This window comes from Marinobacter shengliensis, assembly GCF_030297115.1.
In the GTDB taxonomy this organism is placed as follows: Bacteria; Pseudomonadota; Gammaproteobacteria; order Pseudomonadales; family Oleiphilaceae; genus Marinobacter; species Marinobacter shengliensis.
Genome location: NZ_AP028062.1, coordinates 2,961,314 through 2,985,516 on the forward strand (window position 1 = coordinate 2,961,314; position 24,203 = coordinate 2,985,516).

26 protein-coding genes are annotated in these 24,203 nt (G+C 58.0%); 12 read left to right on the forward strand and 14 right to left on the reverse strand.

Features of this window, described 5'->3' with window-relative positions; translation table 11 throughout:
• Positions 1-41: 41 nt before the first annotated feature.
• From hisC to QUE75_RS13570, 10 genes are all read right to left on the reverse strand, one after another.
• A complete protein-coding gene (hisC, locus tag QUE75_RS13525) occupies positions 42-1,103 on the reverse strand; it encodes a histidinol-phosphate transaminase (protein WP_286250936.1) in 1,062 nt (353 codons plus the stop codon).
• Entirely contained in the window at positions 1,096-2,415 is a 1,320-nt protein-coding gene (hisD, locus tag QUE75_RS13530; RefSeq protein WP_286250938.1) for a histidinol dehydrogenase, read from the reverse strand. The genes hisC and hisD overlap by 8 nt, the downstream gene beginning before the upstream one ends.
• 245 nt (positions 2,416-2,660) lie before the next feature.
• Positions 2,661-3,314, reverse strand: coding sequence for an ATP phosphoribosyltransferase (gene hisG / locus QUE75_RS13535; protein WP_286250940.1), 654 nt, complete (start codon positions 3,312-3,314; stop codon positions 2,661-2,663).
• Positions 3,315-3,340: 26 nt separating this feature from the next.
• Positions 3,341-4,603, reverse strand: a complete 1,263-nt coding sequence (gene murA / locus QUE75_RS13540; protein ID WP_106695024.1) for a UDP-N-acetylglucosamine 1-carboxyvinyltransferase — start codon at positions 4,601-4,603, stop codon at positions 3,341-3,343.
• Between the two features lie 19 nt (positions 4,604-4,622).
• Complete coding sequence (locus QUE75_RS13545; protein WP_061331522.1) at positions 4,623-4,871, reverse strand: BolA family protein; 249 nt, start codon at positions 4,869-4,871, stop codon at positions 4,623-4,625.
• A 60-nt stretch (positions 4,872-4,931) separates the two neighbouring features.
• The gene (locus QUE75_RS13550) at positions 4,932-5,249 is read right to left on the reverse strand and encodes an STAS domain-containing protein (protein WP_286250945.1); all 318 of its coding nucleotides are present in this window, start codon (positions 5,247-5,249) and stop codon (positions 4,932-4,934) included.
• Positions 5,246-5,899, reverse strand: coding sequence for an MlaC/ttg2D family ABC transporter substrate-binding protein (locus QUE75_RS13555; RefSeq protein ID WP_286250946.1), 654 nt, complete (start codon positions 5,897-5,899; stop codon positions 5,246-5,248). Before QUE75_RS13555 ends, QUE75_RS13550 begins: the two co-directional genes overlap by 4 nt.
• A 31-nt stretch (positions 5,900-5,930) precedes the next feature.
• A complete protein-coding gene (gene mlaD / locus QUE75_RS13560; protein WP_061331525.1) occupies positions 5,931-6,380 on the reverse strand; it encodes an outer membrane lipid asymmetry maintenance protein MlaD in 450 nt (149 codons plus the stop codon).
• Positions 6,381-6,401: 21 nt separating this feature from the next.
• A complete protein-coding gene (gene mlaE / locus QUE75_RS13565) occupies positions 6,402-7,184 on the reverse strand; it encodes a lipid asymmetry maintenance ABC transporter permease subunit MlaE (protein ID WP_058092015.1) in 783 nt (260 codons plus the stop codon).
• Entirely contained in the window at positions 7,181-7,993 is an 813-nt protein-coding gene (locus tag QUE75_RS13570; protein ID WP_286250951.1) for an ABC transporter ATP-binding protein, read from the reverse strand. The genes mlaE and QUE75_RS13570 overlap by 4 nt, the downstream gene beginning before the upstream one ends.
• A 217-nt stretch (positions 7,994-8,210) precedes the next feature.
• Here QUE75_RS13570 and QUE75_RS13575 point away from each other — a divergent pair, with 217 nt between their 5' ends.
• The 12 genes from QUE75_RS13575 to yjgA all read left to right on the forward strand — a co-directional run bounded on the left by QUE75_RS13575 (position 8,211) and on the right by yjgA (position 17,484).
• Positions 8,211-9,200, forward strand: coding sequence for a KpsF/GutQ family sugar-phosphate isomerase (locus QUE75_RS13575; protein ID WP_286250954.1), 990 nt, complete (start codon positions 8,211-8,213; stop codon positions 9,198-9,200).
• Positions 9,200-9,769, forward strand: a complete 570-nt coding sequence (locus tag QUE75_RS13580; protein WP_286250956.1) for a KdsC family phosphatase — start codon at positions 9,200-9,202, stop codon at positions 9,767-9,769. The genes QUE75_RS13575 and QUE75_RS13580 overlap by 1 nt, the downstream gene beginning before the upstream one ends.
• A complete protein-coding gene (gene lptC, locus QUE75_RS13585; protein ID WP_286250959.1) occupies positions 9,766-10,365 on the forward strand; it encodes an LPS export ABC transporter periplasmic protein LptC in 600 nt (199 codons plus the stop codon). The genes QUE75_RS13580 and lptC overlap by 4 nt, the downstream gene beginning before the upstream one ends.
• Positions 10,349-10,885: a lipopolysaccharide transport periplasmic protein LptA gene (gene lptA / locus QUE75_RS13590; protein ID WP_286250961.1), complete on the forward strand. Its 537-nt coding sequence runs from the start codon at positions 10,349-10,351 to the stop codon at positions 10,883-10,885. Before lptC ends, lptA begins: the two co-directional genes overlap by 17 nt.
• A gap of 7 nt (positions 10,886-10,892) precedes the next feature.
• Positions 10,893-11,618: an LPS export ABC transporter ATP-binding protein gene (lptB, locus tag QUE75_RS13595; protein ID WP_058092020.1), complete on the forward strand. Its 726-nt coding sequence runs from the start codon at positions 10,893-10,895 to the stop codon at positions 11,616-11,618.
• A gap of 183 nt (positions 11,619-11,801) precedes the next feature.
• Positions 11,802-13,337, forward strand: coding sequence for an RNA polymerase factor sigma-54 (locus QUE75_RS13600; RefSeq protein WP_244178267.1), 1,536 nt, complete (start codon positions 11,802-11,804; stop codon positions 13,335-13,337).
• A 74-nt stretch (positions 13,338-13,411) separates the two neighbouring features.
• The gene (hpf, locus tag QUE75_RS13605) at positions 13,412-13,714 is read left to right on the forward strand and encodes a ribosome hibernation promoting factor (RefSeq protein WP_058092021.1); all 303 of its coding nucleotides are present in this window, start codon (positions 13,412-13,414) and stop codon (positions 13,712-13,714) included.
• 98 nt (positions 13,715-13,812) lie between these two features.
• A complete protein-coding gene (ptsN, locus tag QUE75_RS13610; RefSeq protein ID WP_072676728.1) occupies positions 13,813-14,280 on the forward strand; it encodes a PTS IIA-like nitrogen regulatory protein PtsN in 468 nt (155 codons plus the stop codon).
• Between the two features lie 40 nt (positions 14,281-14,320).
• On the forward strand, positions 14,321-15,205 hold the full coding sequence (gene rapZ / locus QUE75_RS13615; protein WP_106695016.1) for an RNase adapter RapZ: 885 nt from the start codon (positions 14,321-14,323) through the stop codon (positions 15,203-15,205).
• Between the two features lie 6 nt (positions 15,206-15,211).
• Positions 15,212-15,481: an HPr family phosphocarrier protein gene (locus QUE75_RS13620; protein WP_072676726.1), complete on the forward strand. Its 270-nt coding sequence runs from the start codon at positions 15,212-15,214 to the stop codon at positions 15,479-15,481.
• 94 nt (positions 15,482-15,575) lie between these two features.
• Complete coding sequence (gene mgtE, locus QUE75_RS13625) at positions 15,576-16,937, forward strand: magnesium transporter (RefSeq protein ID WP_106695015.1); 1,362 nt, start codon at positions 15,576-15,578, stop codon at positions 16,935-16,937.
• Positions 16,938-16,947: 10 nt separating this feature from the next.
• Positions 16,948-17,484 (forward strand): ribosome biogenesis factor YjgA, encoded by a 537-nt coding sequence (gene yjgA / locus QUE75_RS13630; RefSeq protein WP_072676724.1) that lies wholly within the window; start codon positions 16,948-16,950, stop codon positions 17,482-17,484.
• Positions 17,485-17,510: 26 nt separating this feature from the next.
• Here the strand turns inward: yjgA and QUE75_RS13635 are convergent, their stop codons facing one another.
• Genes QUE75_RS13635 through QUE75_RS13650 form a run of 4 tightly spaced genes read right to left on the reverse strand, consistent with a single transcriptional unit; the run spans position 17,511 to position 24,199 of the window.
• Positions 17,511-18,335 (reverse strand): carbon-nitrogen hydrolase family protein, encoded by an 825-nt coding sequence (locus tag QUE75_RS13635; protein ID WP_286250971.1) that lies wholly within the window; start codon positions 18,333-18,335, stop codon positions 17,511-17,513.
• Between the two features lie 12 nt (positions 18,336-18,347).
• Complete coding sequence (locus tag QUE75_RS13640) at positions 18,348-22,079, reverse strand: YhdP family phospholipid transporter (RefSeq protein ID WP_286250974.1); 3,732 nt, start codon at positions 22,077-22,079, stop codon at positions 18,348-18,350.
• 39 nt (positions 22,080-22,118) lie between these two features.
• Positions 22,119-23,600: a ribonuclease G gene (gene rng, locus QUE75_RS13645; RefSeq protein ID WP_061331537.1), complete on the reverse strand. Its 1,482-nt coding sequence runs from the start codon at positions 23,598-23,600 to the stop codon at positions 22,119-22,121.
• Positions 23,597-24,199 carry a Maf family protein gene (locus tag QUE75_RS13650; RefSeq protein WP_286250976.1) on the reverse strand — a complete coding sequence of 201 codons (603 nt, stop codon included), beginning with the start codon at positions 24,197-24,199 and terminating at the stop codon, positions 23,597-23,599. The genes rng and QUE75_RS13650 overlap by 4 nt, the downstream gene beginning before the upstream one ends.
• Positions 24,200-24,203: the final 4 nt, after the last annotated feature.

Sequence of the window (24,203 nt, forward strand, 5' to 3'; positions counted from 1 at the left end):
ACTTTATGCGCGCCGATTCCTCGTTCGAGTGTTGCGCCGGCTTAAAGAAAAGCCAGACCTTTGATCAAAGAACTGTTTTGGTCACTGGTACCAATGGTGATTCGAAGAAAGTCGCTAATCCGCGGCTTGTTGAAGTGACGAACGATAATGCCCTGCTCTCTCAGTTTGGCGGCAATATCGGTACCTGGGTAATCAGGATGGCGGGCGAAGACGAAATTTGCCTTTGATGGCAGCACTTCAAAGCCAAGATTCTCCAGCTCAGCCGTTACCCGCTCACGTTCTTCAATCACGCCACCACAGCATTTCTCAAACCACTCACGGTCCTCGAACGCCGCGACTGCGCCGGCGAGCGCGAGACGGTCGAGCGGGTAGGAGTTAAAGCTGTCTTTTACCCGGTTCAAGGCTTCGATCAGTTCTTCATTACCTACCGCAAACCCTACCCGAAGACCAGCCAGAGAGCGGGCCTTGGACAGTGTTTGGCTGACTAACAGATTCGGATACTGGTTAACCAGTGAAATAGCCGTCTGCCCACCGAAGTCTACATAGGCTTCGTCTACCACCACCACGCTGTCCGGATTCGCCTTCAGGATTTCTTCCACATGCTCCAGCCCGAGGTACCGACCTGTAGGCGCATTCGGATTCGGGAAGATAATGCCGCCGTTCGGGCGCTTGTAATCGTCCGGGGTGATTTCGAAGCTTTCGGTCAGCGGGATGACGTCACTTTCGATCTGGTACAGGCCGCAGTAAACCGGGTAGAAGCTGTAAGTAATGTCCGGAAACAGAATCGGTTTGTCGTGTTTGAGCAAGCCCTGGAAGATGTGGGCCAGAACCTCGTCTGAACCGTTACCCACGAACACCTGCTTGGCGGAAATACCGTAATCCGCGTGATAGGCAGCAATCGCCTCTTTCAGCGCCTGCCCTTCCGGGTCCGGGTACAGGCGAAGGTTGTCATTCAGCTCAGACTGAATGGCGGCAATCACCTTCGGGGATGGCCCGAAGGGATTTTCGTTGGTGTTCAGCTTGACCAGGTTGGCCATTTTCGGCTGTTCACCCGGCACATACGGCTGCAATTCGCTGACCAGCGCGCTCCAGAACTTACTCATTGACAGGGTTCTCTTTAATGCGATATTCGGCAGAGCGGGCGTGAGCAGTCAGACCCTCACCCCTTGCCAGCACAGAGGCGACCCGCCCCATCCGGTCGGCACCCTTGGGGCTGAAGCCGATCAGGGAGGAGCGTTTCTGAAAATCGTAAACGCCCAGCGGCGAGCTGAACCTTGCCGTACCGCTGGTAGGCAGTACGTGGTTCGGGCCGGCACAGTAGTCACCAAGGGCTTCGGCGGTGTAACGGCCCATGAAAATGGCACCGGCGTGGCGAATGTCTTCCAACATCGCCTGCGGATCTTCCACCGACAGTTCCAGGTGTTCCGGAGCAATCCGATTGGAGACTTCCGCCGCTTCCTTCAAATCGGCCACGTGAATCAGCGCACCACGGCCAATCATGGACGTACGGATAATCTCCTCCCGCTCCATGGTCGGCAGCAGCTTGTTGATACTGGCTTCCACCGCATCCAGGAACGCCGCATCCGGGCTGATCAGAATACTCTGGGCCTGCTCGTCGTGCTCGGCCTGGGAGAACAAATCCATCGCGATCCAGTCCGGATCTGTCTTGCCGTCGCAGATCACCAGAATCTCCGACGGGCCGGCAATCATATCAATGCCCACAATCCCGAACACTTCCCGCTTGGCTGTAGCCACAAAAATATTCCCCGGGCCCACAATCTTGTCCACTGCCGGCACAGTCTCTGTACCGTAGGCCAGCGCAGCCACAGCTTGCGCACCGCCAAGCGTAAACACCCGATCAACCCCGGCAATCGCGGCCGCCGCAAGCACCATGTCGTTCACCACGCCATCCGGCGTCGGCACCACCATGATCAACTCACCGACACCCGCCACCTTCGCCGGAATGGCATTCATCAGCACCGAAGACGGATACGCCGCCTTACCGCCGGGCACATAAAGCCCCGCCCGGTCCAGCGGCGTCACCTTCTGCCCCAGAATCGTCCCGTCCTCGTCTTCATACTGCCAGGACTTCTGATCCTGCCGCTCATGATAATCCCGAACCCGCTCAGCCGCCTTCTCCAAGGCCACCCGCTGGTCCTGCGGAATCCGCTCCAACGCTTCCTGAAGACGGCTCTTGTCCATCTCCAGCTCGGCCATGGAGCCGACCTTCAACCGGTCAAACTGCTCGGTAAACTCCAGAACCGCCGCATCGCCACGGGTTTTCACCTCACGCAGAATATGCCGAACCGACTCATTCACCTGATGGTCAACACTGTCATCCCACGCCAACAGCTTGGCGAGCGCATCGTCAAAGTCGCTTTGGGTTGCAGTCAGTCTGGTGATTCTGTCGTTCATCTCATTAATCCTGCGTTGGATTGAATACTGATTTCTGCCGGATTACCCGCCAACAGTTCGGGGTATTTTCAACGATGTTTGGGGCTTCCGAACTAAAAAGTATGCGGAAGACCACAGGGAAGGCCTTCCAAAACTGTGCGGAGCCATGGATGGCGGAGCCCAAGCGTCACATGGACGTGCCGAAGGAGCGTGTTTTGGAAGGCCTTCCCTGTGGGCTGACATACTCCCAAGCAAAAAAGGAAGCCTTACTCCGAACCCGAGCCCCGACGGCGATCCACCGCAACCGCCATCTTCTCTATGATGGGATTAATCTGCCCATGCTTCATCTTCATAGAAGCCCGATTAACCACCAACCGCGAACTGATATGATCAATCAGCTCCCGAGGCTCCAGCCCATTGGCCTTCAGCGTATTGCCCGTATCCACAATATCGACAATCTCATCCGCCAGATCCAGAATCGGCGCCAGCTCCATTGCCCCATAGAGCTTGATAATATCCGCCTGCCGCCCCTGTGCCGCATAATAACGCCGCGCAAGATTTACGAACTTGGTGGCCACCCGGATTCGCCCGGCCGGCGGCTGCTCACCCTTCTTGCCCGCAGTCATCAGCCTGCAGCGGGAAATATTCAGATCCAGCGGCTCATACAGCCCTTCCCCACCGTGCTCCATCAGCACATCCTTACCCGTTACCCCAAGATCGGCGCCGCCATACTGCACGTAGGTGGGCACATCGGTGGCACGGATAATCAGAATCCGCACGTTCGGGTCCGTGGTCGGGAACACCAGCTTGCGGGACTTCTTCACGTCGTCAACCAGTTCAATACCGGCCTCCGCCAGCAACGGCAGGGTTTCTTCGAGAATTCGTCCCTTCGACAAGGCGATGGTGATGGAATCTGTCATGGGTCTTTCCGGGTCCCGTTGGTTCATTATGCCGGCAAACGGCGAATACTTGCGCCCAGCAGCTGCAGTTTTTCTTCAATACATTCATAGCCGCGGTCTATGTGGTAAATGCGGTCTACGATGGTGTCGCCATCGGCCACCAGGCCAGCGATAACCAGGCTGGCCGAGGCTCGCAGATCCGTGGCCATAACCGGCGCGCCCGTCAGATGCCCCACACCTTTAATGATGGCGGCGTTACCTTCCAGACTGATATCCGCACCCATGCGAATCAGCTCCTGCAGGTGCATAAAGCGGTTTTCAAAGACCGTCTCTACAATGGTTCCCGTGCCCTCGGCGACGGCGTTCATCGCTGCAAACTGGGCCTGCATATCCGTCGGAAATGCGGGGTATGGCGCCGTTCGCAGGTTAACCGCCTTCGGGCGCTTACCCTTCATATCCAGCTCAATCCAGTCCGGCCCGGTGGTGATGTGGGCGCCAGCTTCTTCCAGCTTCAGTAATACCGCCTCAAGCAGGTCTTCGCGGGTATCTTTAACCTTCACCCGGCCACCCGTGGCGGCCGCAGCCACCAGATAGGTACCGGTTTCAATGCGATCCGGCAGCACGTTGTAGTGGCAACCGTGCAGTCGCTCTACGCCATTGATCTCGATCGTGGCGGTGCCATGGCCCTTGATGTCAGCGCCCATGGCAATCAGGCACTCGGCCAGGTCAACCACTTCCGGTTCACGGGCGGCGTTTTCAAGGATGGTTTTACCCTCAGCCAGGGTTGCAGCCATCAGCAGGTTTTCGGTGCCGGTTACCGTCACCGTATCCATAAAGATATGGGCACCTTTCAGACGGCCGTTGGTCTTGGCCTTGATGTAACCATTCTCAACCTTGATATCCGCGCCCATCAGTTCCAGGCCGTGGATGTGCAGGTTGACCGGGCGGGTACCGATGGCACAACCGCCAGGCAGGGAAACTTCTGCCTCACCAAAATGCGCCACCAACGGGCCCAGCACCAGAATAGAGGCGCGCATGGTTTTCACCAGCTCATAGGGCGCATGAAAATGCTTGATGGTGTTGGCGTGAACCTCAACACTCATCTTCTCGTCTATCAGCAGCTCGACACCCATCCGGCCAAGCAGTTCGATCATCGTTGTGATGTCGTTCAGGTGCGGCAGGTTGCCAACGGTCACCGGCTCATCCGCCAGCAGGGTGGCTGCCAGAATCGGCAGCGCCGCGTTCTTGGCACCGGAGATGCGAATCTCGCCATCCAGAGGCTTGCGCCCCCTGATCAGAAGTTTATCCACAATATCTGTCCTGTTCGGTTCAGGCGTTGGCCTGCCGCTCGGCCCACTCGCTCGGGGTGTAGGCCTTCGGGTGAAGGGCGTGAATGGTGCCGTCCATGATGTGCTGGAACAGTACCTTGTTAATCATTTGCTGCCGTTTGATGGTTGGCAGGCCTTCGAATACCTCACCCACCGCGACCACGAGGTAATGGTTGCCATCAACCTGCACCTGCACCTCGCAATCGGGCAGTGCTTGTTTTACTAGATCGGTAACCTGGGCGGCGTCCATAGGGATTCCTCGGCTGTATTGAAATCAGGGGCGGAATTGTAACCAATTCCCGGGCGCCGGTCAGCTGTGTGAGGCAAATCCGGGAATCTGATCTTTAAGATTGCTGAGCGCAGCCAGCGACAATAGGCGGTCGCTGGCGCCTTCAAAGGTAAGGGATACTTGCCGACTGAGCGCCAGCCGATGCCAGCAAAGGAGCATAGAGAGCACCACGCTGTGGGCGGTGCCCAGCCCGGCAAGGTCGACCGTAAGCGAGCTCTGGGCGCCGTTGATTAGCTGTTCACCCTGTTTGCGCAACGGAATCACCGAATCGGCATCAACCGATCCGGTTACCCGCAAAGTAACGCCATCCAAAATGACCGCAGGCGCGTCACTGGTCATGACTGGTCAATTTCCTCGTCCAGGTTCAGCGATTCCACCGCGTCGCTCCAACCATCGATGACCAGTTGAATCTGGCCCCGATTAGCCTCCATTTCCTGGGCAAAGCGGTCGCGGAAAGCCAGGCCGATATTGATCCCCTCAACGATGACGTTTTCCATCATCCACCGACCTTCGGCATTGCGGTACATGGAATAAGTGACGGGATAGCGATTACCGGAGGAGGTGACGACTTCCATCTGCACGGTTGCGCGATCGTTGTTCTGGGCCATGATGGACGCCTCTTTCACCTGGATAGTGAAATCATCGGCCGACACCAACGCCTGGGCATAACTGTCAAACAGGCTGCGCTTGAACTTCTCGACAAAGTCATCGCGCTGCTCTGGCGTCGACTGCCGGGCGTAGCGGCCCATTACCCGAGCCGCAATGCGACGGAAATCCACAAACTGGTCAAGGGTTTCATCCATGCTCGCGTAAAAGGCTTCCGGGTCAGATGCGTAGAGCCCCTTCTCCGTCTGAAGCTTTTTTACCAACTTCTGGGTATTGTCATCCACATACTGCCTAAGCTCTTCTTCCGGCCCTGCCCAGGCCTGGCCAAGCCCTACTGCAAACAGGGCAAATATCAGTATAAGGCGTTGTTTCAAAACAAGCATTGCAGTCTCCTGTGCGTTTATTCCCATTGCCTCAACGGCCCGAGGCGAAATTGCTGATCATCCGTTCCAGATTCATGGCAGATTGGGTGGAATAGAAAGTATCGCCTTCTTTTAAAGACTCAAGATCCCCACCAATGGAGATATCAATGTACTGCTCCCCCAGAATTCCGGATGTACGTATTACTGCTGCACTGTCCGCCGGGATGTTATCCACGTCTTTGTGGATAGACATGGTCACCCTGGCCTGAAAGGTTTCCCGGTCCAGAGTGATCGACTCAATGGTGCCTACCGTCACACCCGCCATGGATATCCGGCCCCGGGGCGCCAGCCCACCGATATCGTTAAAGTTTGCGTGGAGCTTGTAGGTAGCGCCAGCGGCCTTGGGGGACAGGCCACTGACCTGCAACGCCAGGAACAGCAAGGCTGCCAGCCCGGCGATAATAAACAGACCGACGATGATTTCTGTTGTTCGTTGTGCCATGAGAGGCTCCCGGAATACCTGTTAGAAATTTCCAAACATGACAGCGGTCAGCACGAAATCCAGACCCAGTACCGCCAAAGATGAATACACCACAGTTTTGGTAGTGGCCGAACTGATCCCTGCTGAGGTGGGCACACAGTCATAACCCTGGTACACCGCAATCCAGGCACAGACAAAACCGAACACCACACTCTTGATCAGCCCGTTGAGAACGTCATCCACAAAGTCCACTGAGGCCTGCATATTGCCCCAATATGAGCCTTCGTATACGCCTAACCATTCAACACCCACCAACATGCCGCCCCAGACGCCAACCACCGCGAATATCATGGCCAGAATAGGCAGTGAAATGAAACCCGCCCACAACCTTGGGGCGATCACCCGGCGCAACGGGTCGACCCCCATCATTTCCATACTGGAGAGCTGCTCGGTCGCTTTCATCAAACCGATTTCGGCGGTTAACGCAGAACCAGCACGGCCAGCAAACAACAATGCCGCCACCACTGGCGCCAGTTCACGCACCAGGGTCAATGCGATCATCTGGCCGATGGCCGCCTCCGAACCAAAATCGCTGAGAATGGTGTACCCCTGAAGACCAAGCACCATGCCGATAAACAAACCCGACACCACCACAATGGCCAGCGACAGCACACCGACTGCATATAACTGCTTTACCAGAAGCGGAAAACCTACAGAGGGCTTGGGTACGCCCCCGACAACGCCCGCCAGAAACTGACAGGCCCGCCCCAGCGACGCAATAACATCAAGACCCGTTCGCCCCAAGGCCGCTATGCGATCCATCATGCGCCACCCCCGAAGATACCGAAATCAGATGCTGCATCGCTGGTCGGATAATGGAACGGTACCGGGCCATCGGGCTGGCCTTTGAGGAACTGTTGAACCCGCTCGGAGGGGTGCGCCCTGAGTTCATCCGGAGTTCCCTCACCAATGACCTTGCCATCCGCAATAATGCACGCGTAGTGACATATACTCAGGGATTCCGGCACGTCATGGGAAACGAGCACACTGGTCAGACCCATGGAGCTGTTCAGATCGCGAATCAATTTGACCAGAACCCCCATGGCAATAGGGTCCTGTCCGGCGAAAGGCTCATCGTACATGATCAGCTCCGGATCCAGCGCGATACTGCGGGCCAGCGCCACCCGACGAGTCATCCCGCCGGACAGCTCAGAGGGCATCAATTTGCGGGCGCCACGCAGGCCCACCGCCTCGAGCTTCATCAGCACGATATCCCGTATCATATCTTCTGGCAGACGAGTATGAACCCGCAAAGGAAAGGCAACGTTCTCATACACACTGAGGTCGGTGAACAGGGCGCCGCTCTGGAACAACATGCCCATCTTTTCCCGCAGCACGTACAATTCCTTGCGCTTGAGCTTTGGCACCTCATGGCCTGCCACCACCACCTGACCGGAGTCGGGACGCAGCTGGCCGCCAATCAGTCGCAACAGCGTGGTCTTACCGGTGCCACTGGGGCCCATGATCGCGGTGATCCGCCCCTTCGGAATATCCAGCGAGACACCATCGAATATGCGCCGGCCGGAGCGGGAAAACACCACGTCGTTAAGGCTTATGTATGCAGATGACGCCATAATCCATCCTGATTAAAGAGCGCCTACATTATGACATGCGCCGCTTCAGCTCAATGAAAAGCCGGTTAAAGCTACGTAAAATGTCTTGATGGCAATGATCAGTTTCCCTGAACGTTGGCTGCCACGCGTCTCAACAATGATATACTCACGGCTCAGTCGCCCGATCACCGACGTTTGGCCGGGCAAACCAGACCGACCGAGCAGACTATCCGCCGAGATGACAGATTCACACGCTCCAGACACCCCCGACTACCGCTCCTCAGCAGTGCGAGCCATCCGCATCGAGCGGGAAGCTATCGAAGCCCTGGAAGGCCGTATCAACGGCGACTTCACCAGAGCCTGCGACGTTATCATGGCCTGCAAAGGCCGGGTAGTGGTCACCGGCATGGGTAAATCCGGCCATATCGGCAACAAGATTGCAGCAACATTGGCTAGCACCGGCACACCCTCCTTTTTTGTTCACCCGGGTGAAGCCAGCCACGGCGATATGGGCATGATCACCCCGCAAGATGTGGTGATTGCCATCTCCAACAGTGGCAGCACCAGCGAAGTGGTGACCATTCTGCCACTGATCAAACGCATGGGGGCACCGTTGATCAGCATGACCGGCAACCCGAACTCTGTGCTGGCTCAGGAAGCGGTCACCAATCTGGATGTCAGCGTTGCCCTGGAGGCCTGCCCGCTTGGCCTGGCACCCACATCCAGCACCACAGCGACCCTGGTCATGGGCGATGCGTTGGCCGTAGCCCTGCTGGAAGCCCGCGGCTTCAGTGCCGAAGACTTTGCCTTCTCTCACCCGGGCGGCAGTCTGGGGCGGCGCTTGCTGCTGCGGGTTTCTGACATCATGCATACCGGCGACCAGATTCCCAAAGTTCTTGAAAATACCACCCTCAGCGGCGCCCTGCTGGAGATCAGCCGTAAAGGGCTGGGCATGACCACCATCGTCGACGCCCAGGGGCATCTGACCGGCATATTTACCGATGGCGACCTGCGCCGGACCCTGGACAAATCCGTCGACGTTCACACCACCCCGATCCGGGACGTCATGACCCGCCACAGCAAAACCATTCAGGCTGACCACCTGGCGGCCGAGGCACTGAACATCATGGAAGAGATGAAGATCAATGCCCTGCCCGTCACCGACGACGACGGCAACCTGGTTGGCGCCATCAACATGCATGACCTGCTGCGTGCGGGGGTGATTTAATGAGTGACTTCGCACCGCCTATGCACACCGGCTGGAACGACACGCTCAAGGCAAAAGCCGCCAGAATTCGCCTGATCGCCCTGGACGTGGACGGCATCATGAGCGATGGCCGGTTGTATTTCAGCGCTGCCGGCGACGAGCTCAAAGCGTTCAATATACTGGATGGTCTGGGCCTGAAACAGTTGATGAAGGCCGGAATTACCGTGGCAGTCATTACCGGGCGCCGGTCACCACTGACAGAAAAACGGATGACCGACCTCGGCATCCCGCACCTGATGCAGGGCCGGGAAGACAAAAAAGTTGCGTTACAGGAACTGGTTGCAGGCATGGATATCGCTCCGGACCAGATTGCCTATATGGGCGATGATCTGCCAGATCTGCCCGCCCTGACATTCGCCGGCCTGGGCATCAGTGTACCCAACGGCTACTGGCTGGTGCGTCAGCAAGCCGACTATTGCACCCAGGCCCCGGGGGGGCACGGCGCCGTGCGTGAAGCATGTGACCTGATACTCTGGGCGCAGAACCGGCTGGACGCTACTCTGGCCCCCTATCTGGGCAAGCCGTCATGATCCCGGGGGCCCTGTCGGACATCGTTCGCAAACCCTGGGTTCGAACCCTGGCGCTGGCAGCCACGGTTCTCGCCACCGTCTTCCTGATGTGGCAGAACGAGGAAGGTGACAGTGTGCGGGGCGATGCCGCAGAACTCAGGGGCCCGTCGGAACCCGACAGTTTTATCATCGAGGGCCGCTACACAACCTGGGACGAACACGGCAACCTGAAGATGTCGATATCCAGCCCCCGAATTGAGCAGTTTGAAGACACCAACTACGCCACCATGAATGCCCCAAGAGCCAGGATTTTCAGCGAACAGGCCACCCCACCATGGATAATCGAAGCGGATGAAGGTAGCCTCCGGCAAGACGATGATCAGGTGACCTTGACGGGCAACGTTGTCGTACTCCGGCAAACCGGCGACTCTGAAGCCACTCTGAAAACCGAATCACTGACCCTGGATAACCGCCAGGGCACGGTATACACCGATCAACCGGTCACCATTACCGAACCGTTCGGCGTTACCCAGGCCAATGGCATGAAAGCCTGGGTAAACGAACGCATACTGGAACTCAACTCCCGGGTGGAAGGGCAATATGAAACCATCAGGTAAGCGCACACACCGACTGCCGGTCATGCTGGCCGCACTGATGCTGGCCAGCCCGGCAACCGCGTTTGATCTGGATTCCGACACCCCCATCAAGGTCAGCGCTGATTCCGCCCGCCTGGACGATACCGAAGGGACCGCCATCTACACCGGTGACGTTGAACTGGTCCAGGGGGCCACCCAGCTGAACGCAGAGCGGGTGGTGCTGTACCGAAGCCCCGAAGGTCTCAGCCGGATTGAGGCGAGCGGCGAACCCGCCCGATATCGCCAGCCGGCACGGGAAGGTGAAGCCATGACAGACGCCCGGGCACGGACCATCACCTGGTCAGCGGCGGAAAACCGGCTGACGTTCGAGCGCCAGGCAGTGATTGAACAAGGCAACAATGTGTTCCGGGGCGACGTCATCCAATACGACACCGTGCGCAGGGTGGTCACGGCAGAAGGCGGCACGCCTTCGGAAGAAAGCTCTGGCCGGGTGGAAATGGTGATTCAGCCTCGCGGCTCCAGCAACCCCACAGACGAATAGGTTACTGATGGCAGTTCTCAGGGCCAGCAACCTGGCAAAAAGCTACAAACAGAAAAAAGTGGTTCTGGATGTGTCTCTGGAAATCCGGTCCGGAGAAATCGTAGGCCTGCTCGGCCCCAACGGTGCAGGGAAAACTACCTGTTTTTACATGATTGTCGGGCTTGTACCCTCCGACCGCGGCCGAATCACCATTGACAGCCAGGACATCACGCCCCTGCCCATGCATGGCCGGGCACGCAAAGGCATCGGCTACCTGCCCCAGGAAGCCTCGGTATTCCGCAAACTAACCGTGCGCGACAACATCATGGCCATTCTGGAAACCCGAAAAGGCATGAAACGGCCGGAGCGGGAAGCCAAACTTGAGGAACTGCTCGAGGAATTTCACATCACCCATATCCGGGACAGCCTGGGTATGGCGCTGTCCGGTGGTGAACGGCGGCGCGTCGAAATCGCCAGAGCGCTGGCCATGGAACCTGCGTTTATTCTGCTGGATGAGCCCTTCGCCGGGGTAGACCCGATTTCAGTCAGTGACATCAAGCACATCATTCGGCATTTGCGGGACAAGGGCATTGGCGTGCTGATCACCGATCACAACGTGCGGGAAACCCTCGATATTTGTGAAAACGCCTACATTGTCTCCGGCGGCCATATCATCGCCTCCGGCAATGCGGAAGCCATCCTGGCCAACCAACAGGTCAAGGAAGTCTACCTGGGTGATGAGTTCCACCTGTGAGCGGAAGAAAACCCCTCGACGACCGAGGTCTGATTGTTTTGATGATCTGTAGCAAGTAAACTCGGCAAAGAACTTGCTTATACTGATACCAGTGAGCGGCAAGTAACCAGCGTATAACAATTTTTTTGCCTGACAGCAGGCAACGTCACTACCGGGACACCCTTGATTTATGGATCTTGAGCCATGGTTATGAAAGCCTCATTACAGCTTAAGATGGGCCAGAGTCTGACCATGACGCCCCAGCTGCAACAGGCCATTCGCCTGCTTCAGCTTTCCACCCTCGACCTCCAGCAGGAAATCCAGCAGGCACTGGAATCCAACCCCATGCTGGAAACCTCCGAGGATGACGATCAGTCTGACACCCCCGATACGGATGACGATACCCGGGACGAACATAAAGACCGGGATTCCGACCACGATGAACCAGCCACTGAGGCTGCCTCTGACTGGGATGAAAACGAAAATGGCCCGGACTGGGCTTCCGAAAACGACATCCCGGATAACATCCCCGACGACCTGCCCGTAGACACCGCCTGGGACGATATCTACCAGTCTGCACCGGCGCCAGCCAGCAAAGGGGATGACGAGAACGAGTCGGATTTCGAAACCCGCAATTCACCGGCCGAGACCCTCCAGGACCACCTGGAATGGCAGCTCAACCTGACCCCCATGAGCGAGCGTGACCAGGCAATCGCCCACGCCCTGATGGACGCTGTGGATGAGCGCGGTTACCTGACCTCACCGATTGAGGAAATCCATTCCGGCCTGCAGGACGAAACTGAAGAAGACCCCCTTGAACTGGACGAGGTAGAGGCGGTCCTGCACCGGCTACAACACTTCGACCCGCCGGGCGTGTTCGCCCGGGACCTGCAGGAATGCCTGCTGATTCAGCTCAACCAGTTGCCGCCAGATACCCCCTGGCTTCGACAGGCCCGCCTGGTGGTTACCCAGTTCCTGCATTTGCTGGGCAACCGGGATTACGCGCAACTGCTGCGCCGCAGCAGACTCAAAGAAGATCAGTTGCGCGAGGTTCTGGCCCTGATTACCAGCCTCAACCCTCGCCCGGGTGATGTGGTAGACCGAGCGGAGCCGGATTACGTGATACCGGACGTCATCGTCCGAAAACACGAGGGCCGGTGGCGTGTTGAGCTCAATCCGGAGATCGCCCCGAGAATTCGGGTCAACGCCAGCTACGCATCACTGATCCGTCGCGCCGATAGCAGTGCTGATAACACCTACCTGCGGGATCAACTGCAGGAGGCCAAGTGGTTCATTAAAAGCCTGCAAAGCCGCAATGAAACGCTGCTGAAAGTCGCCACCCGGATTGTTGAGCACCAACAGGGTTTCCTGGACCAGGGGGAGGAAGCGATGAAACCGCTGATCCTCTCGGACATCGCACAGGCCGTGGAAATGCACGAATCCACCATTTCACGGGTCACCACTCAAAAGTATATGCACACACCCCGCGGCATTTTCGAGCTGAAGTACTTTTTCTCCAGCCACGTCAGTACCGCTGAGGGCGGAGAATGTTCCTCCACCGCTATTCGTGCGATGATCAAGAAACTGATTTCAGAAGAAACTCCAAAAAAGCCGTTGAGCGATAGCAAGATTGCAGCCATGCTTGGAGATCAGGGCATCAATGTGGCCCGGCGCACCGTTGCCAAATACCGGGAGGCCATGCACATCCCTCCTTCAAACGAGCGCAAGAGACTGGTTTAACATTTTTCCGGTGCATGAGGCACCGGACACGTAGCCCGGTGGCAACATCGGCATGATGACAACAGGAGACGCCTATGCAACTCAACATTTCAGGCCATCACGTAGAACTGACCCCTGCACTGAAGGATTACGTCAACACCAAGTTCGAGAAGCTGGAGCGTCACTTTGACCACATCAGTAACTGTCAGGTGACGCTGGAAGTTGAGAAGGTACGTCAGATGGCTGAAGCCACCCTGCATGTCATCGGTGGCGAGATCCACGCAAAGGCTGAGAGTGAGGATATGTACGCCGCGATTGATTCGCTGGTGGACAAGCTGGACCGCCAGATCCTCAAGCACAAAGAAAAGAACGTAGACCGGATGCACGGCAACGGCTGAGCGCGCTCATCGCGCCACCGTACCGGGTGTTTCAATGATACGAGCTGCGGCGGGGCATACCGGCCGCAGCCTTTTTTTTACGGAATCACAGTCGATCCATGAGCGATACATCCCTGACCATCGACAACATTCTGGCTCCCGAACTGACGCTGTGCCGAGTGCCAGCCTCCAGTAAAAAGCGGGTTCTGGAAACCATCGCAGAGCATATTCATCATCAGGATGAAATCCTCAGCGACACCGAGATTTTCAGCAATCTGGTTTCTCGCGAGCGGCTTGGCAGCACCGGTATCGGCCAGGGTATTGCCATACCCCATTGCCGCCTGGAAGGGCTGGACCGTGTGATCGGCGTGCTGATGACGCTGGAAGAGAGCATCGACTTCGATGCTATCGACAATCAGCCGGTCGACCTGGTGTTTGCCTTGATCGTGCCCAAAGAAGCCACCAGTGAACATCTGGAGCTGCTAAGCCAGTTGGCCGAGAAATTCAACGACAACGGGTTCTGTGAACAGCTTCGCCAGTGCCAGGATGCAGCATCCCTTTACCAGCGCATGACCGCGGCATCCTGATAAGCAGTAGCACCAACAGAAGCAGGCAGGAGCGTCCATCATGAAACTGATCATCGTCAGTGGCCGATCCGGGTCCGGTAAGAGTACCGCGTTGCATGTGCTCGAAGATCTGGGTTTTTATTGCATCGATAACCTTCCCATCGGACTGCTGTTCCCGCTGACCCGGGAAGCGGCGCAACAGGAAGCGCCGGGGCGGCTCCGGAAAATGGCCGTCAGCATCGACGCCCGCAACCTGTCTGCCGAACTGGCCAACTTCGAACAGATCTATCGCCAGCTTCGCGATGCGGGAGTCGTTGTCGAGATTATCTTTCTGGATGCCGATGAGCAGTCCCTTCTGCAACGGTTCCACGCCACACGCCGAAAGCACCCGCTGAGCGATGACCGTACTTCCCTCCGAGAAGCCATCACCAACGAAAAGGCACTGTTGGAACCGCTGTCAAAACTGGCAGACCTTTACATCAACACCACCGGCATGTCGATGTATGAACTGCGCGACATGGTCAAACAGCGAGTGGTCGGTCGTAAGGATCAGGAGCTTGCACTACTGTTCCAGTCATTCGGTTTCAAGCATGGCGTACCGGTCGATTCCGATTACGTCTTCGATGTGCGCTGCCTGCCCAACCCATACTGGGACACCAGCCTGCGCAAATACGTCGGTACCGATCAGCCGGTTATCGAGTTTCTCGAGCGGGAACCTCTCACCAGGCAAATGGTGGACGACCTGATCCGCTTCCTGGATACCTGGCTACCCTCGTTCGCCGACAGCAACCGCAGCTACATGACCATTTCTATTGGCTGTACCGGTGGCCAGCATCGTTCCGTCTATGTCTGCGAGCAATTGGGCCAGCACTTCCGCACCCGATACAACAACGTGCAGGTTCGTCATACTGAACTCCCCCACCTCCAGGCCCGAGGGGAGATCTGATCCAACATGATCTGCCGCCCCGTCACCATCATCAATAAACTGGGCTTGCATGCCCGCGCCACCGCCAAGCTGGTGGCCACCGCCTCCGGCTTTGACAGCCAGGTGCGGATACGCGGCAAGGGCCGGGACGTGGATGCCAAGAACATCATGCAGGTGATGATGCTGGCTGCCAGCCAGGGCACGGATATTGAACTGGTCGCCGACGGCCCTGATGAGCAGGAAGCCATCGAGGCACTCGTAGAACTGATCGGTGATTATTTCGGCGAGGGGGGTTAAGCACACCCTGGTTCGTCATTCACCTACAATCCTTTCTCACCTGACGGCGCTAACTCCGCTATAATGCGACGGTTTTCTGATCGCAGGTGGTTTCATGACCGATATTCTGGAAAAAAGTCAGGCCCGCCAGCGCCTTCGCTCCCTCAGTGAGGCCCTGGACAGTGGTGCGCTCAAGCAGGTTGCCCGAATCCTCAATGGCGGCCTGAGCCCCAGCGATATCGCACACCTGCTGGAATCTTCCCCTCCCCGCCAACGCGCCCTGCTGTGGAATCTGGTCGATAAGCAACTGGAAGGGGAAGTACTCCAATATCTCGGTGACGACATCCGGGCCTACTTCCTGAGCCAGCTGAACGCCCAGGAACTTGCAGATATCATTGAGGATTTTGAATCCGACGACCTGGCCGACCTGCTCCAGCAGTTGCCAGACACGGTGATCCAGGAGGTCCTGGACACCATGGACGAGCAAGACCGGCAGCGGGTAGAGGAAGTACTCTCCTACCCCGAGGACACTGCCGGCGGCCTAATGAATACGGACACCATTACGGTGCGCCCAGATATCAGTATTGACGTGGTACTGCGGTACCTGCGCCGCCACCGCAACCTTCCCCCCATGACCGACAGCCTGATTGTGGTCAGCCGGCGGGACGAATTCATTGGCATGCTGCCCATCACCCGAATGCTGGTATCCAACCCCGCATCCACGGTTCGTGAGGTGATGGACACCGATATCGAGCCGATTCCGGTCACCCTGTCCGACACCAAGGTCGCCACCCTGTTCGAGCGCTACGACCTGATTTCTGCGCCGGTTGTTGGTGACGACAATAAGCTTCTGGGCCGGATCACCATCGATGACGTGGTCGACGTTATCCGGGAAGACGCTGATCACTCGCTGATGAGCATGGCCGGTCTGGACGAAGACGAAGACACGTTCGCACCAGTGATCAAAACCACGCGCCGGCGAGCCGTCTGGCTCGGAATCAACGTAGTGACCGCGTTTACCTCAGCCTCTGTGATCGGTATGTTCGAGGAAACCATTCAACAGGTGGTCGCACTGGCCGTACTCATGCCAATCGTCGCCAGCATGGGCGGCATCGCCGGCAGCCAAACGCTGACGCTGATGATTCGTGGCATGGCCGTGGGCCAGGTCAGCAATGACAACGTGAAATGGCTGCTGAACCGGGAGTTTCTGGCAACAACGCTGAACGGGTTTCTGTTTGCACTGGTGGTGTCTGCAGCGGCCATGGTGTGGTTCAGAGACCCAACCATTGGCCTGGTGATTGCTATGGCGCTGGTCATCAACCTGACCATCGCCTCAATCGTCGGCACCCTGCTGCCGTTAACACTGAAACGACTGAATATAGACCCGGCACTGGCCGGGGGCGTGATCCTGCTCACCACCACCGACGTCGTGGGCTTCCTTTCCTTCCTGGGGCTCGCCACCTATTTTTACGCTTGAGGAGCCAACCATGAGTCAATCCGACAACCACCCGCACCACGAGGAGCTCGAAGAAGATTTCGGCCCGAGCAAATCCCAGATCAAGCGGGAAATGCACGCGCTCCAGGACCTGGGTAAACAGATGCTGGATCTCAATGACGAGCAATTGGCGTCACTGGACATCAGCGACACCCTGAAGGCTGCCATCGTGGAATCACGGCGTATTAATCAGCGCGAAGCACGCCGCCGACACCTGCAATACATTGGCAAGATCATCCGGCAGGAGGATGACCCGGAAGCACTGGCTCGTGCCATTGGCGCATTCAATGCCGGCAGTGAGGAGCACACCCGCCGGCATCACCTGGCCGAGCGCTGGCGCGACAGGATGATCTCCGAAGGCGACAAGGTGGTGGGGGAGTTCATCGATTATTGCCCGGCGGCAGACGTGCAGCACCTGCGCAACCTGGTTCGCAATGCCCGCAAGGAAGTGGAGAAACAGAAGAATACCGGTCAGGCCCGTAAACTGTTCCGGGCCCTCCGGGAGTGGATTGATGACGCAGAGCAGTAAAGCAACCCGCTGAGCGGAGTTCTACGTTAAAGGCGGCGGTGCTCCCAGACCGGCATTCTGGCCCGAACCTGGTTCAGTTTTTCCATATCCAGGTCTGCCACAACCAGGCCTGGGCCCTCATCCAGTTCCGTCACCACCCCGCCCCAGGGGTCACAGATCAAACTGTGGCCATAAGTCTTGCGTCGCTCACTGTTTTGCCCCCCCTGGCCGGGGGCAACCACCCAAACCTGGTTCTCGATGGCCCTGGCTCGAATCAGTGGGTGCCAATGGGCGTCTCCAGTTTGCCAGGTAAAGGCGCTGGGCAGGCACACCCACTCGGCACCCTGTTCTCGCAGCGCCCTGAACAGTTCAGGAAACCGCAAGTCGTAGCACACTGCTATCCCCAGCCGGCCGGCGGGAGTATCCACGGCAACCACCTGGTCACCTGGCTCGAAGGTATCCGACTCCCGGTATTGGCCATGGGAATCCTCAACCATGGCGTCAAACAGGTGAATTTTGTCGTAACGGGCAACTTCCTCGCCCTGATCGTTGTAAACAATGCAGCTTGCACGCACCCTGTCGGGAACATCAGAGCCATCGGGTCGTGTTGCCAGAGGCATGGAACCACCTACGATCCATAGCCCCAGCCTCTTGGCCTGCTCTGAAAGAAAGCGGCGGATCACCGATTCACCGCCACTTTCCTGCCGACCGCACTCACGCATCTGAGCGGTGGCCAGAACCGCAAAATTCTCAGGTAATACTGCCACTTTCGCGCCTTGGGCGGCAGCATCACGCAACAGCGCCTCGGCCTCGGCCAGGTTACCGGCCAGGTTGTGACTGCTGACCATCTGAATCGCTGCAACTTGGGTCATGCTCCGACTCCTCTACTCACCCGTATCGAAAACCCGACGTAGTTCCACTTTGGGCTCGCTCCAGCTACCGGTGACACTGTAAGTGGCGCTGGTCAACTTGCTTAACGGGTCACCCAGAATTTTGTCCAGTACAAAGAGTGCGCCGCCAATGGGGGCGCTCGCTCCCATCAGTATGGCAGCCAGGGGCAGGTTCTGGGTAACCGGAAGCACCAGCACCAACCGCATATCCAGGCTCTCATCGGCCATATTGGTGGATCCACTCATCTTGAAAGCCCCGGAAGGCCCCACCAGTTGCAGCTCTGGGTCGAGGGTTACCAGCCCGTTTACGATGACAGCCTTGCCGGAAATGGCATCAAACGCAATGCCCCGCTCATAAAGATCCGAGAAGTCCAGGCGCAGCCGGCGCCAGAGCGTGTCGGTGTTGAGCAGGTTGAAAATTCTGAACAACTGGGCTGAGCCACTTTGCTCCAAAATGACGCCGTCATCCAGACGGACACTGACCTGGCCACTGAGCTGCTTCAGGGCAAATTCATCCGGTCGGCCGGGCCAGTCCAGATCCAGGTCAACCTGGGTCTGCTCATTATTCATTGGAATCGGCGCACCGGTCAGTGCCTCCAGCTCCCGGAGGCGGCCGCCTGAAAGGGTTCCGACAAATCGGCTGGTTTCGCGATCATCAACCACACTCCAACTCATTCTGCCAGTGAGCGCCAGCGTCTCCAGTTGCCCTTCAATTTCCTCGATGTTCAGGCGGAACGGCTGCGGCCGCATGGCGAACTGCCAGCGGCCGGCAGACTCATCGCCCAGCCTGAGGTCCGCGATGGTCACATCAATATCGGGCCAGCTCCCCACGTCCAGAGCTCGAAACGCTTCCAGTTGCTCCTCCAGGGTCAATATCTGCCGGTCCTCCTGGTCTTCACCCCCGGTATCTGAGCGCATCAGACTGAGTCGTTGCAGATCGGCTTCAATCGTTCCCTGCGTGGGCACCATCACCCTGCCCTGAACCCGATCAGATTCCGTGTTGAACACCCAACGATCTCCCAGATCCAGCGCATCGATCTGTATATTCCTGAGACTGTGCCCCGCCAGGTTCAGTTCACGCAGTCCCAGTTCAAAGCCTGACGGTTTCCACAGCAGATCAAAGGCCAACCGGTCCTGCCAGTCCCCCGTCACACGGACACCCTCAGTGTCCGTAGGGTCTATCAGCGCCTGCAACCGGGCCAGATCCGACGCTCCCTTACCCAAAGGCTGCGGCCAGTCCAGTGACAGGCCTTGAAAATCGGAGGTTACCGTTATCCGGGAAGCGCGCTCATCCGCCACGCTCAGCTGTGCCGAATAATCCAGGCTACCCGACATCCCGAGTGCGGAGCCCTCCGGCAACCCGAACTGATGCAAAAACGACGGCAAAGGAACCCGGCCGGTCTGGCGAATAGACAACGCTGCGCCCTTACCTGCCGGGCCCTGTTCTGATTGCTCAAACTCAACAGTCACCGGTTGCCCGAAGAACTCTGCCAGAAGTGGCTCACCGGAAAATCCCCGACGGGTATCGTAGCGGACCTCGCCCTCGATTCCTGCCCAGACCAATCCCGCTGCCGGGTAGGAGATGCTTGCTCCGGAGGTTGCCACCCGTGCGTTCACCGCTGTCTGCTCACCAGCCCCCAGTGGCAGATCAATATTCAGGGCTAACCGGTAGAGCCCCTGATAATCCAGCTCCATGGCGGCCATTCCGGCCATGTCGCCAAGCGGTGTCTCGGTCATCCAGAACGGCACGCTCTCACCTGGCACATCGGCTTGTGCATCAACCCGTACGCGAGTCGGCCCCTCGCCATCTCCCGGCACAACCCTTACGACGCCCGAGCGCAGTTCCAGCCCGCCTGTCAGGGCCTGTTCCAGAGTGACCAGAGTGTCTGCATTCTGAACCTCAACCCGGCCGCGGGCGCTCTGCACTTCCGGCCAACGTTCGTCGTAACGGACAACACCACGATCGAACTCGTACCACATGGATGAGACAAACGATCCCCGGGGTGCCCCGGAATCGATCCGGCCGTGACCGTAATACTCACCGGCGGTGATATCGGCTTCCATAATGGCAGTTGTTAACCACTGATAGAGCCCGGGGTCCACCACCTTGGCCGGGACAAAATCTGCGAGCATGGACGCATCGCCGTTCTCAACGCCAACGCGCAAGCCCAGGTTATCTTCGCCAAACCGATCCAGCCTTAAATCAAACGCTCCGGTGAGTGTTGTACGGTCGGCGTAGGTAAATCGGAGATCGTCGGCAAATACACGGGTTATCGGGCCGGCCAGCTCCCAGGATACGGTGCCAGCCATCGAATCCAGCGGCCAGCCAGCATCATAGAGTTTTGGGAAGCCCAGGTAGGCGGGCCCGGTGGTATCGAGGGTTACATGGCCTGAATGCGCCGTCATCAGGATATGACCATCAAGCCCACGGGCGGCCGGCGCCCCTTGCGCGGCCTCAACCGACACCTGCCGCAATCGACCGGATAGCTGGAAGCCGGCCAGATCTTCCGGCAGCGTCAGGATCACGTCGTCAAGGTAGCCGGATGGCCGGTATTGCTCCAGCGCATGATTGGCCACGGCCGGAAGCAACGGAAGGTTCTGCACAAGCCGCCGGATCGGCGCCAGCGGCACGCCATCGGCAATCAGGATATTACCTCCGGAATCGGGCTCAAGGCGCAATCCAAAGGGTTGGACATCGTGGTCCAGCCACTGCCACTGCAGTTGCTGGAGCTGTAAGGGACCATCCCGGCGCCAGCCAAAACGAGCCTGGATACTCTCCAGGGGAGCCAGCGACTCCATATTGACCCCGAGCTGCAAATAGGGCGTTTGCACCATCCCCTGAACCTGCTCCAGCTCACCGCTGTCAAAGGTCAGCCAGGCACGCCCGCCCAGATCTGCCCCCTCTACACGAAGACCGCGCCAACTCAGATCGTCCACCAGACCATCAAACAGACGCCCGGAATCGACATCCACATACAACTGGCCGGTAAATTCGCCCCGGAAAAAGTGCTGCCCCACAAGGGCAAAACTGGCGAGCTGGGTCGTGGTTCCTGGCTGCATGGCCCTGCCCGAGGCCTGAAACAAACCACGGCGGTACACCAAGTCCAGTTGGGGAATATCGAAATGCCGGGTATTGCCTGAACCATCATCAATGCCAAGGCTGATCCGGGTCATGGTCAGCCGCGGATCAGACAGCCAGCGCCCGGCCAGCCTGAGCCAGGTTTGCAGGTCCTGGCCACCGGGGCGGGTCAGGTCGGTCAGCTCATCCGGCGGCTCGAGCAGGTCCAGGCCGGACTGCCGGGCCAGGCTCAGGGTTAAGCCATCGGCTTCAAAGTCCTCGAACACCAAACGGAATCGCAGTACCGATGACAGAAAATCCAGACGCAGACGCAAGTGCTCAAGCTCGGCAATGGCTTGGCCAGTTTCGGGGTGGTGAACGGTCAGATCAGTAGCGGTTACCGCCGGGTCAAGCCAGTGCCAGCGGGAGGAAAGACGACCAATCCGGACATCCAGCCCGGTGCGATCGGAGAGTTGCTCAGAAAGCTCGCCGGTGAAACGGTCGATATTATTGGTCAGTTGCCTCCCCAATCCAACGTACAGGGCAAACACCACCAGCAAGGCGAAGATAAACCACCAGACTCCGTTTGCCAGGTGCTCCAGTAACTGCGCCAGCTTGCCGGCGCCCCGGCGCGGCTGCTGAGCTTGCTCCTGTTCACGGCCTTGCATCGTAATCGATACTCCTTCGACAGCCCGGTTCAGCGGGCGTCAGAGCAGGACCACATCGTACTGTTCCTGACTGTAGAAGGGTTCTACCTGGAAGCGTATGGTCTTACTGATAAAGGTCTCGAGGTCTGCGACATTGTCGGATTCCTCGTCGAGCAGACGATCAACCACTTTCTGTGACGCCATCACCAGATAGTTCTCAGCTTCATAGGCCCGGTTCACCCGGAGAATCTCGCGGAAAATCTCATAGCAGACGGTCTCTGCCGTTTTCAGGAAGCCCCGTCCATCGCAGATCGGGCAAGGCTCGCACAGCACCTGCCCAAGGCTTTCTGTGGTGCGTTTTCGGGTCATCTCCACCAGGCCAAGTTCCGAGACACCGGTGATCTTGGTTTTGGCATGATCCCGCTCGAGCATCTTCTCCAGCATCCTGTGTACCTGGCGCTGGTGCTCCGGGTCGTCCATATCGATAAAGTCTATGATGATGATACCACCGAGGTTTCTGAGCCTCAGCTGCCGGCTGATGGCACGGGCGGCCTCCAGGTTGGTCTTGAAGATGGTTTCTTCCAGATTCCGGTGGCCGACAAACGCGCCGGTATTGATATCAATGGTGGTCATCGCTTCGGTCTGGTCGATGATGACGTAACCACCGGATTTCAGCTGCACCTTGCGGCTAAGGGCCTTCTGGATCTCATCCTCGACCGAATACAGATCAAAAATCGGCCGCTCACCGGGATAGTATTCAACCTTGTCGGCGAATTCCGTGACGAACTCCTGCACAAACTCTATTACCCGCTGGTAGCTTTCCCGGCTGTCGATGCGCACTTTTTCTGTCTGCGGCCGGATTAGATCCCGAATGGTGCGAATGAACAATGGCAGGTCCTGGTAGACCACGGACGGTGCGGGCGCGCTACCAATCCGATCCTGTATGGACTGGCTAAGCCGATGCAGGTAGGCCATATCGGCGATCAGGTCTTCAGCCGCCGCCGCTTCCGCTGCCGTGCGGATAATATAGCCACCCTGAACGTCGTCGCTCTGTTCAGCCGCCTCTTCAATCAGGGTCTTCAGCCGAGTGCGCTCGTTGTCGTCCTCAATCCGCTGGGAAATACCAATATGGCTGACCCCCGGCATAAACACCAGGTACCGGGAAGGAATAGAAAGCTGGGTCGTCAACCTGGCTCCCTTGGTGCCGATGGGGTCCTTGGTGACCTGAACCACGAGCGATTGCCCCTCACGCAACAGGGTGCGGATATCCGGCACGGTTTTCGGGCCATCCGAAGGCTCCTCCGGCCCGGACTGACTGCAGGCAACATCCGAGGCGTGTATGAATGCGGCCCGCTCCAGGCCAATATCCACAAACGCCGCTTCCATTCCCGGCAACACTCGAACCACCTTACCCTTGTAGATATTGCCAACAATACCCTTGCGGCTGGTCCGCTCGATGTAAGCTTCCTGAAGCATGCCGTTTTCGACCAACGCCACCCGGGTTTCCACCGGCGTAACGTTGATGAGAATTTCTTCGCTCATGTTTGGCTCTCCTTACAACTCGGCCAGTTCTGCCAGACCGGAAAACCGGCCTCTGCCAACAACCCGGCGGTTTCCAGGAGGGGCAAACCCACCACCGCGCTATAGCTGCCCTGCAATTCCTGGACAAAGATACCACCCAGGCCCTGAATGCCGTAGCTACCGGCCTTATCCATGGGCTCGCCACTATCAACATAGGCCCGGATCTCGGCCTCGGAAAGGCTTCGAAAGGTCACGTTGGTGACCGACAGGTGCGATTGGCAGACCTCTCCCCGCGCCAGCGCCACCGCCGTCATCACCTGGTGTTGCTGGCCAGACAACCGGGCCAGTGTGGCTTTTGCCTCCGCCGCATCGACCGGTTTCCCCAGAATCTCACCTTGCAAGACCACCGAGGTATCCGAGCCCAGAACCAGTGCGTCAGGATTCTCACCGGCCACTCTTAACGCCTTCTCACGAGCCAGGCGTTCCACATAATGCTCCGCCGACTCACCCTCGGCCACGGTTTCATCAATATCCGCGGGCTGCACCTGGAACGTCAGCCCGATTTGCTGTAACAGCTCAGCCCGGCGAGGAGAGGCGGATGCAAGAATCAGTGTCTTCATGGTG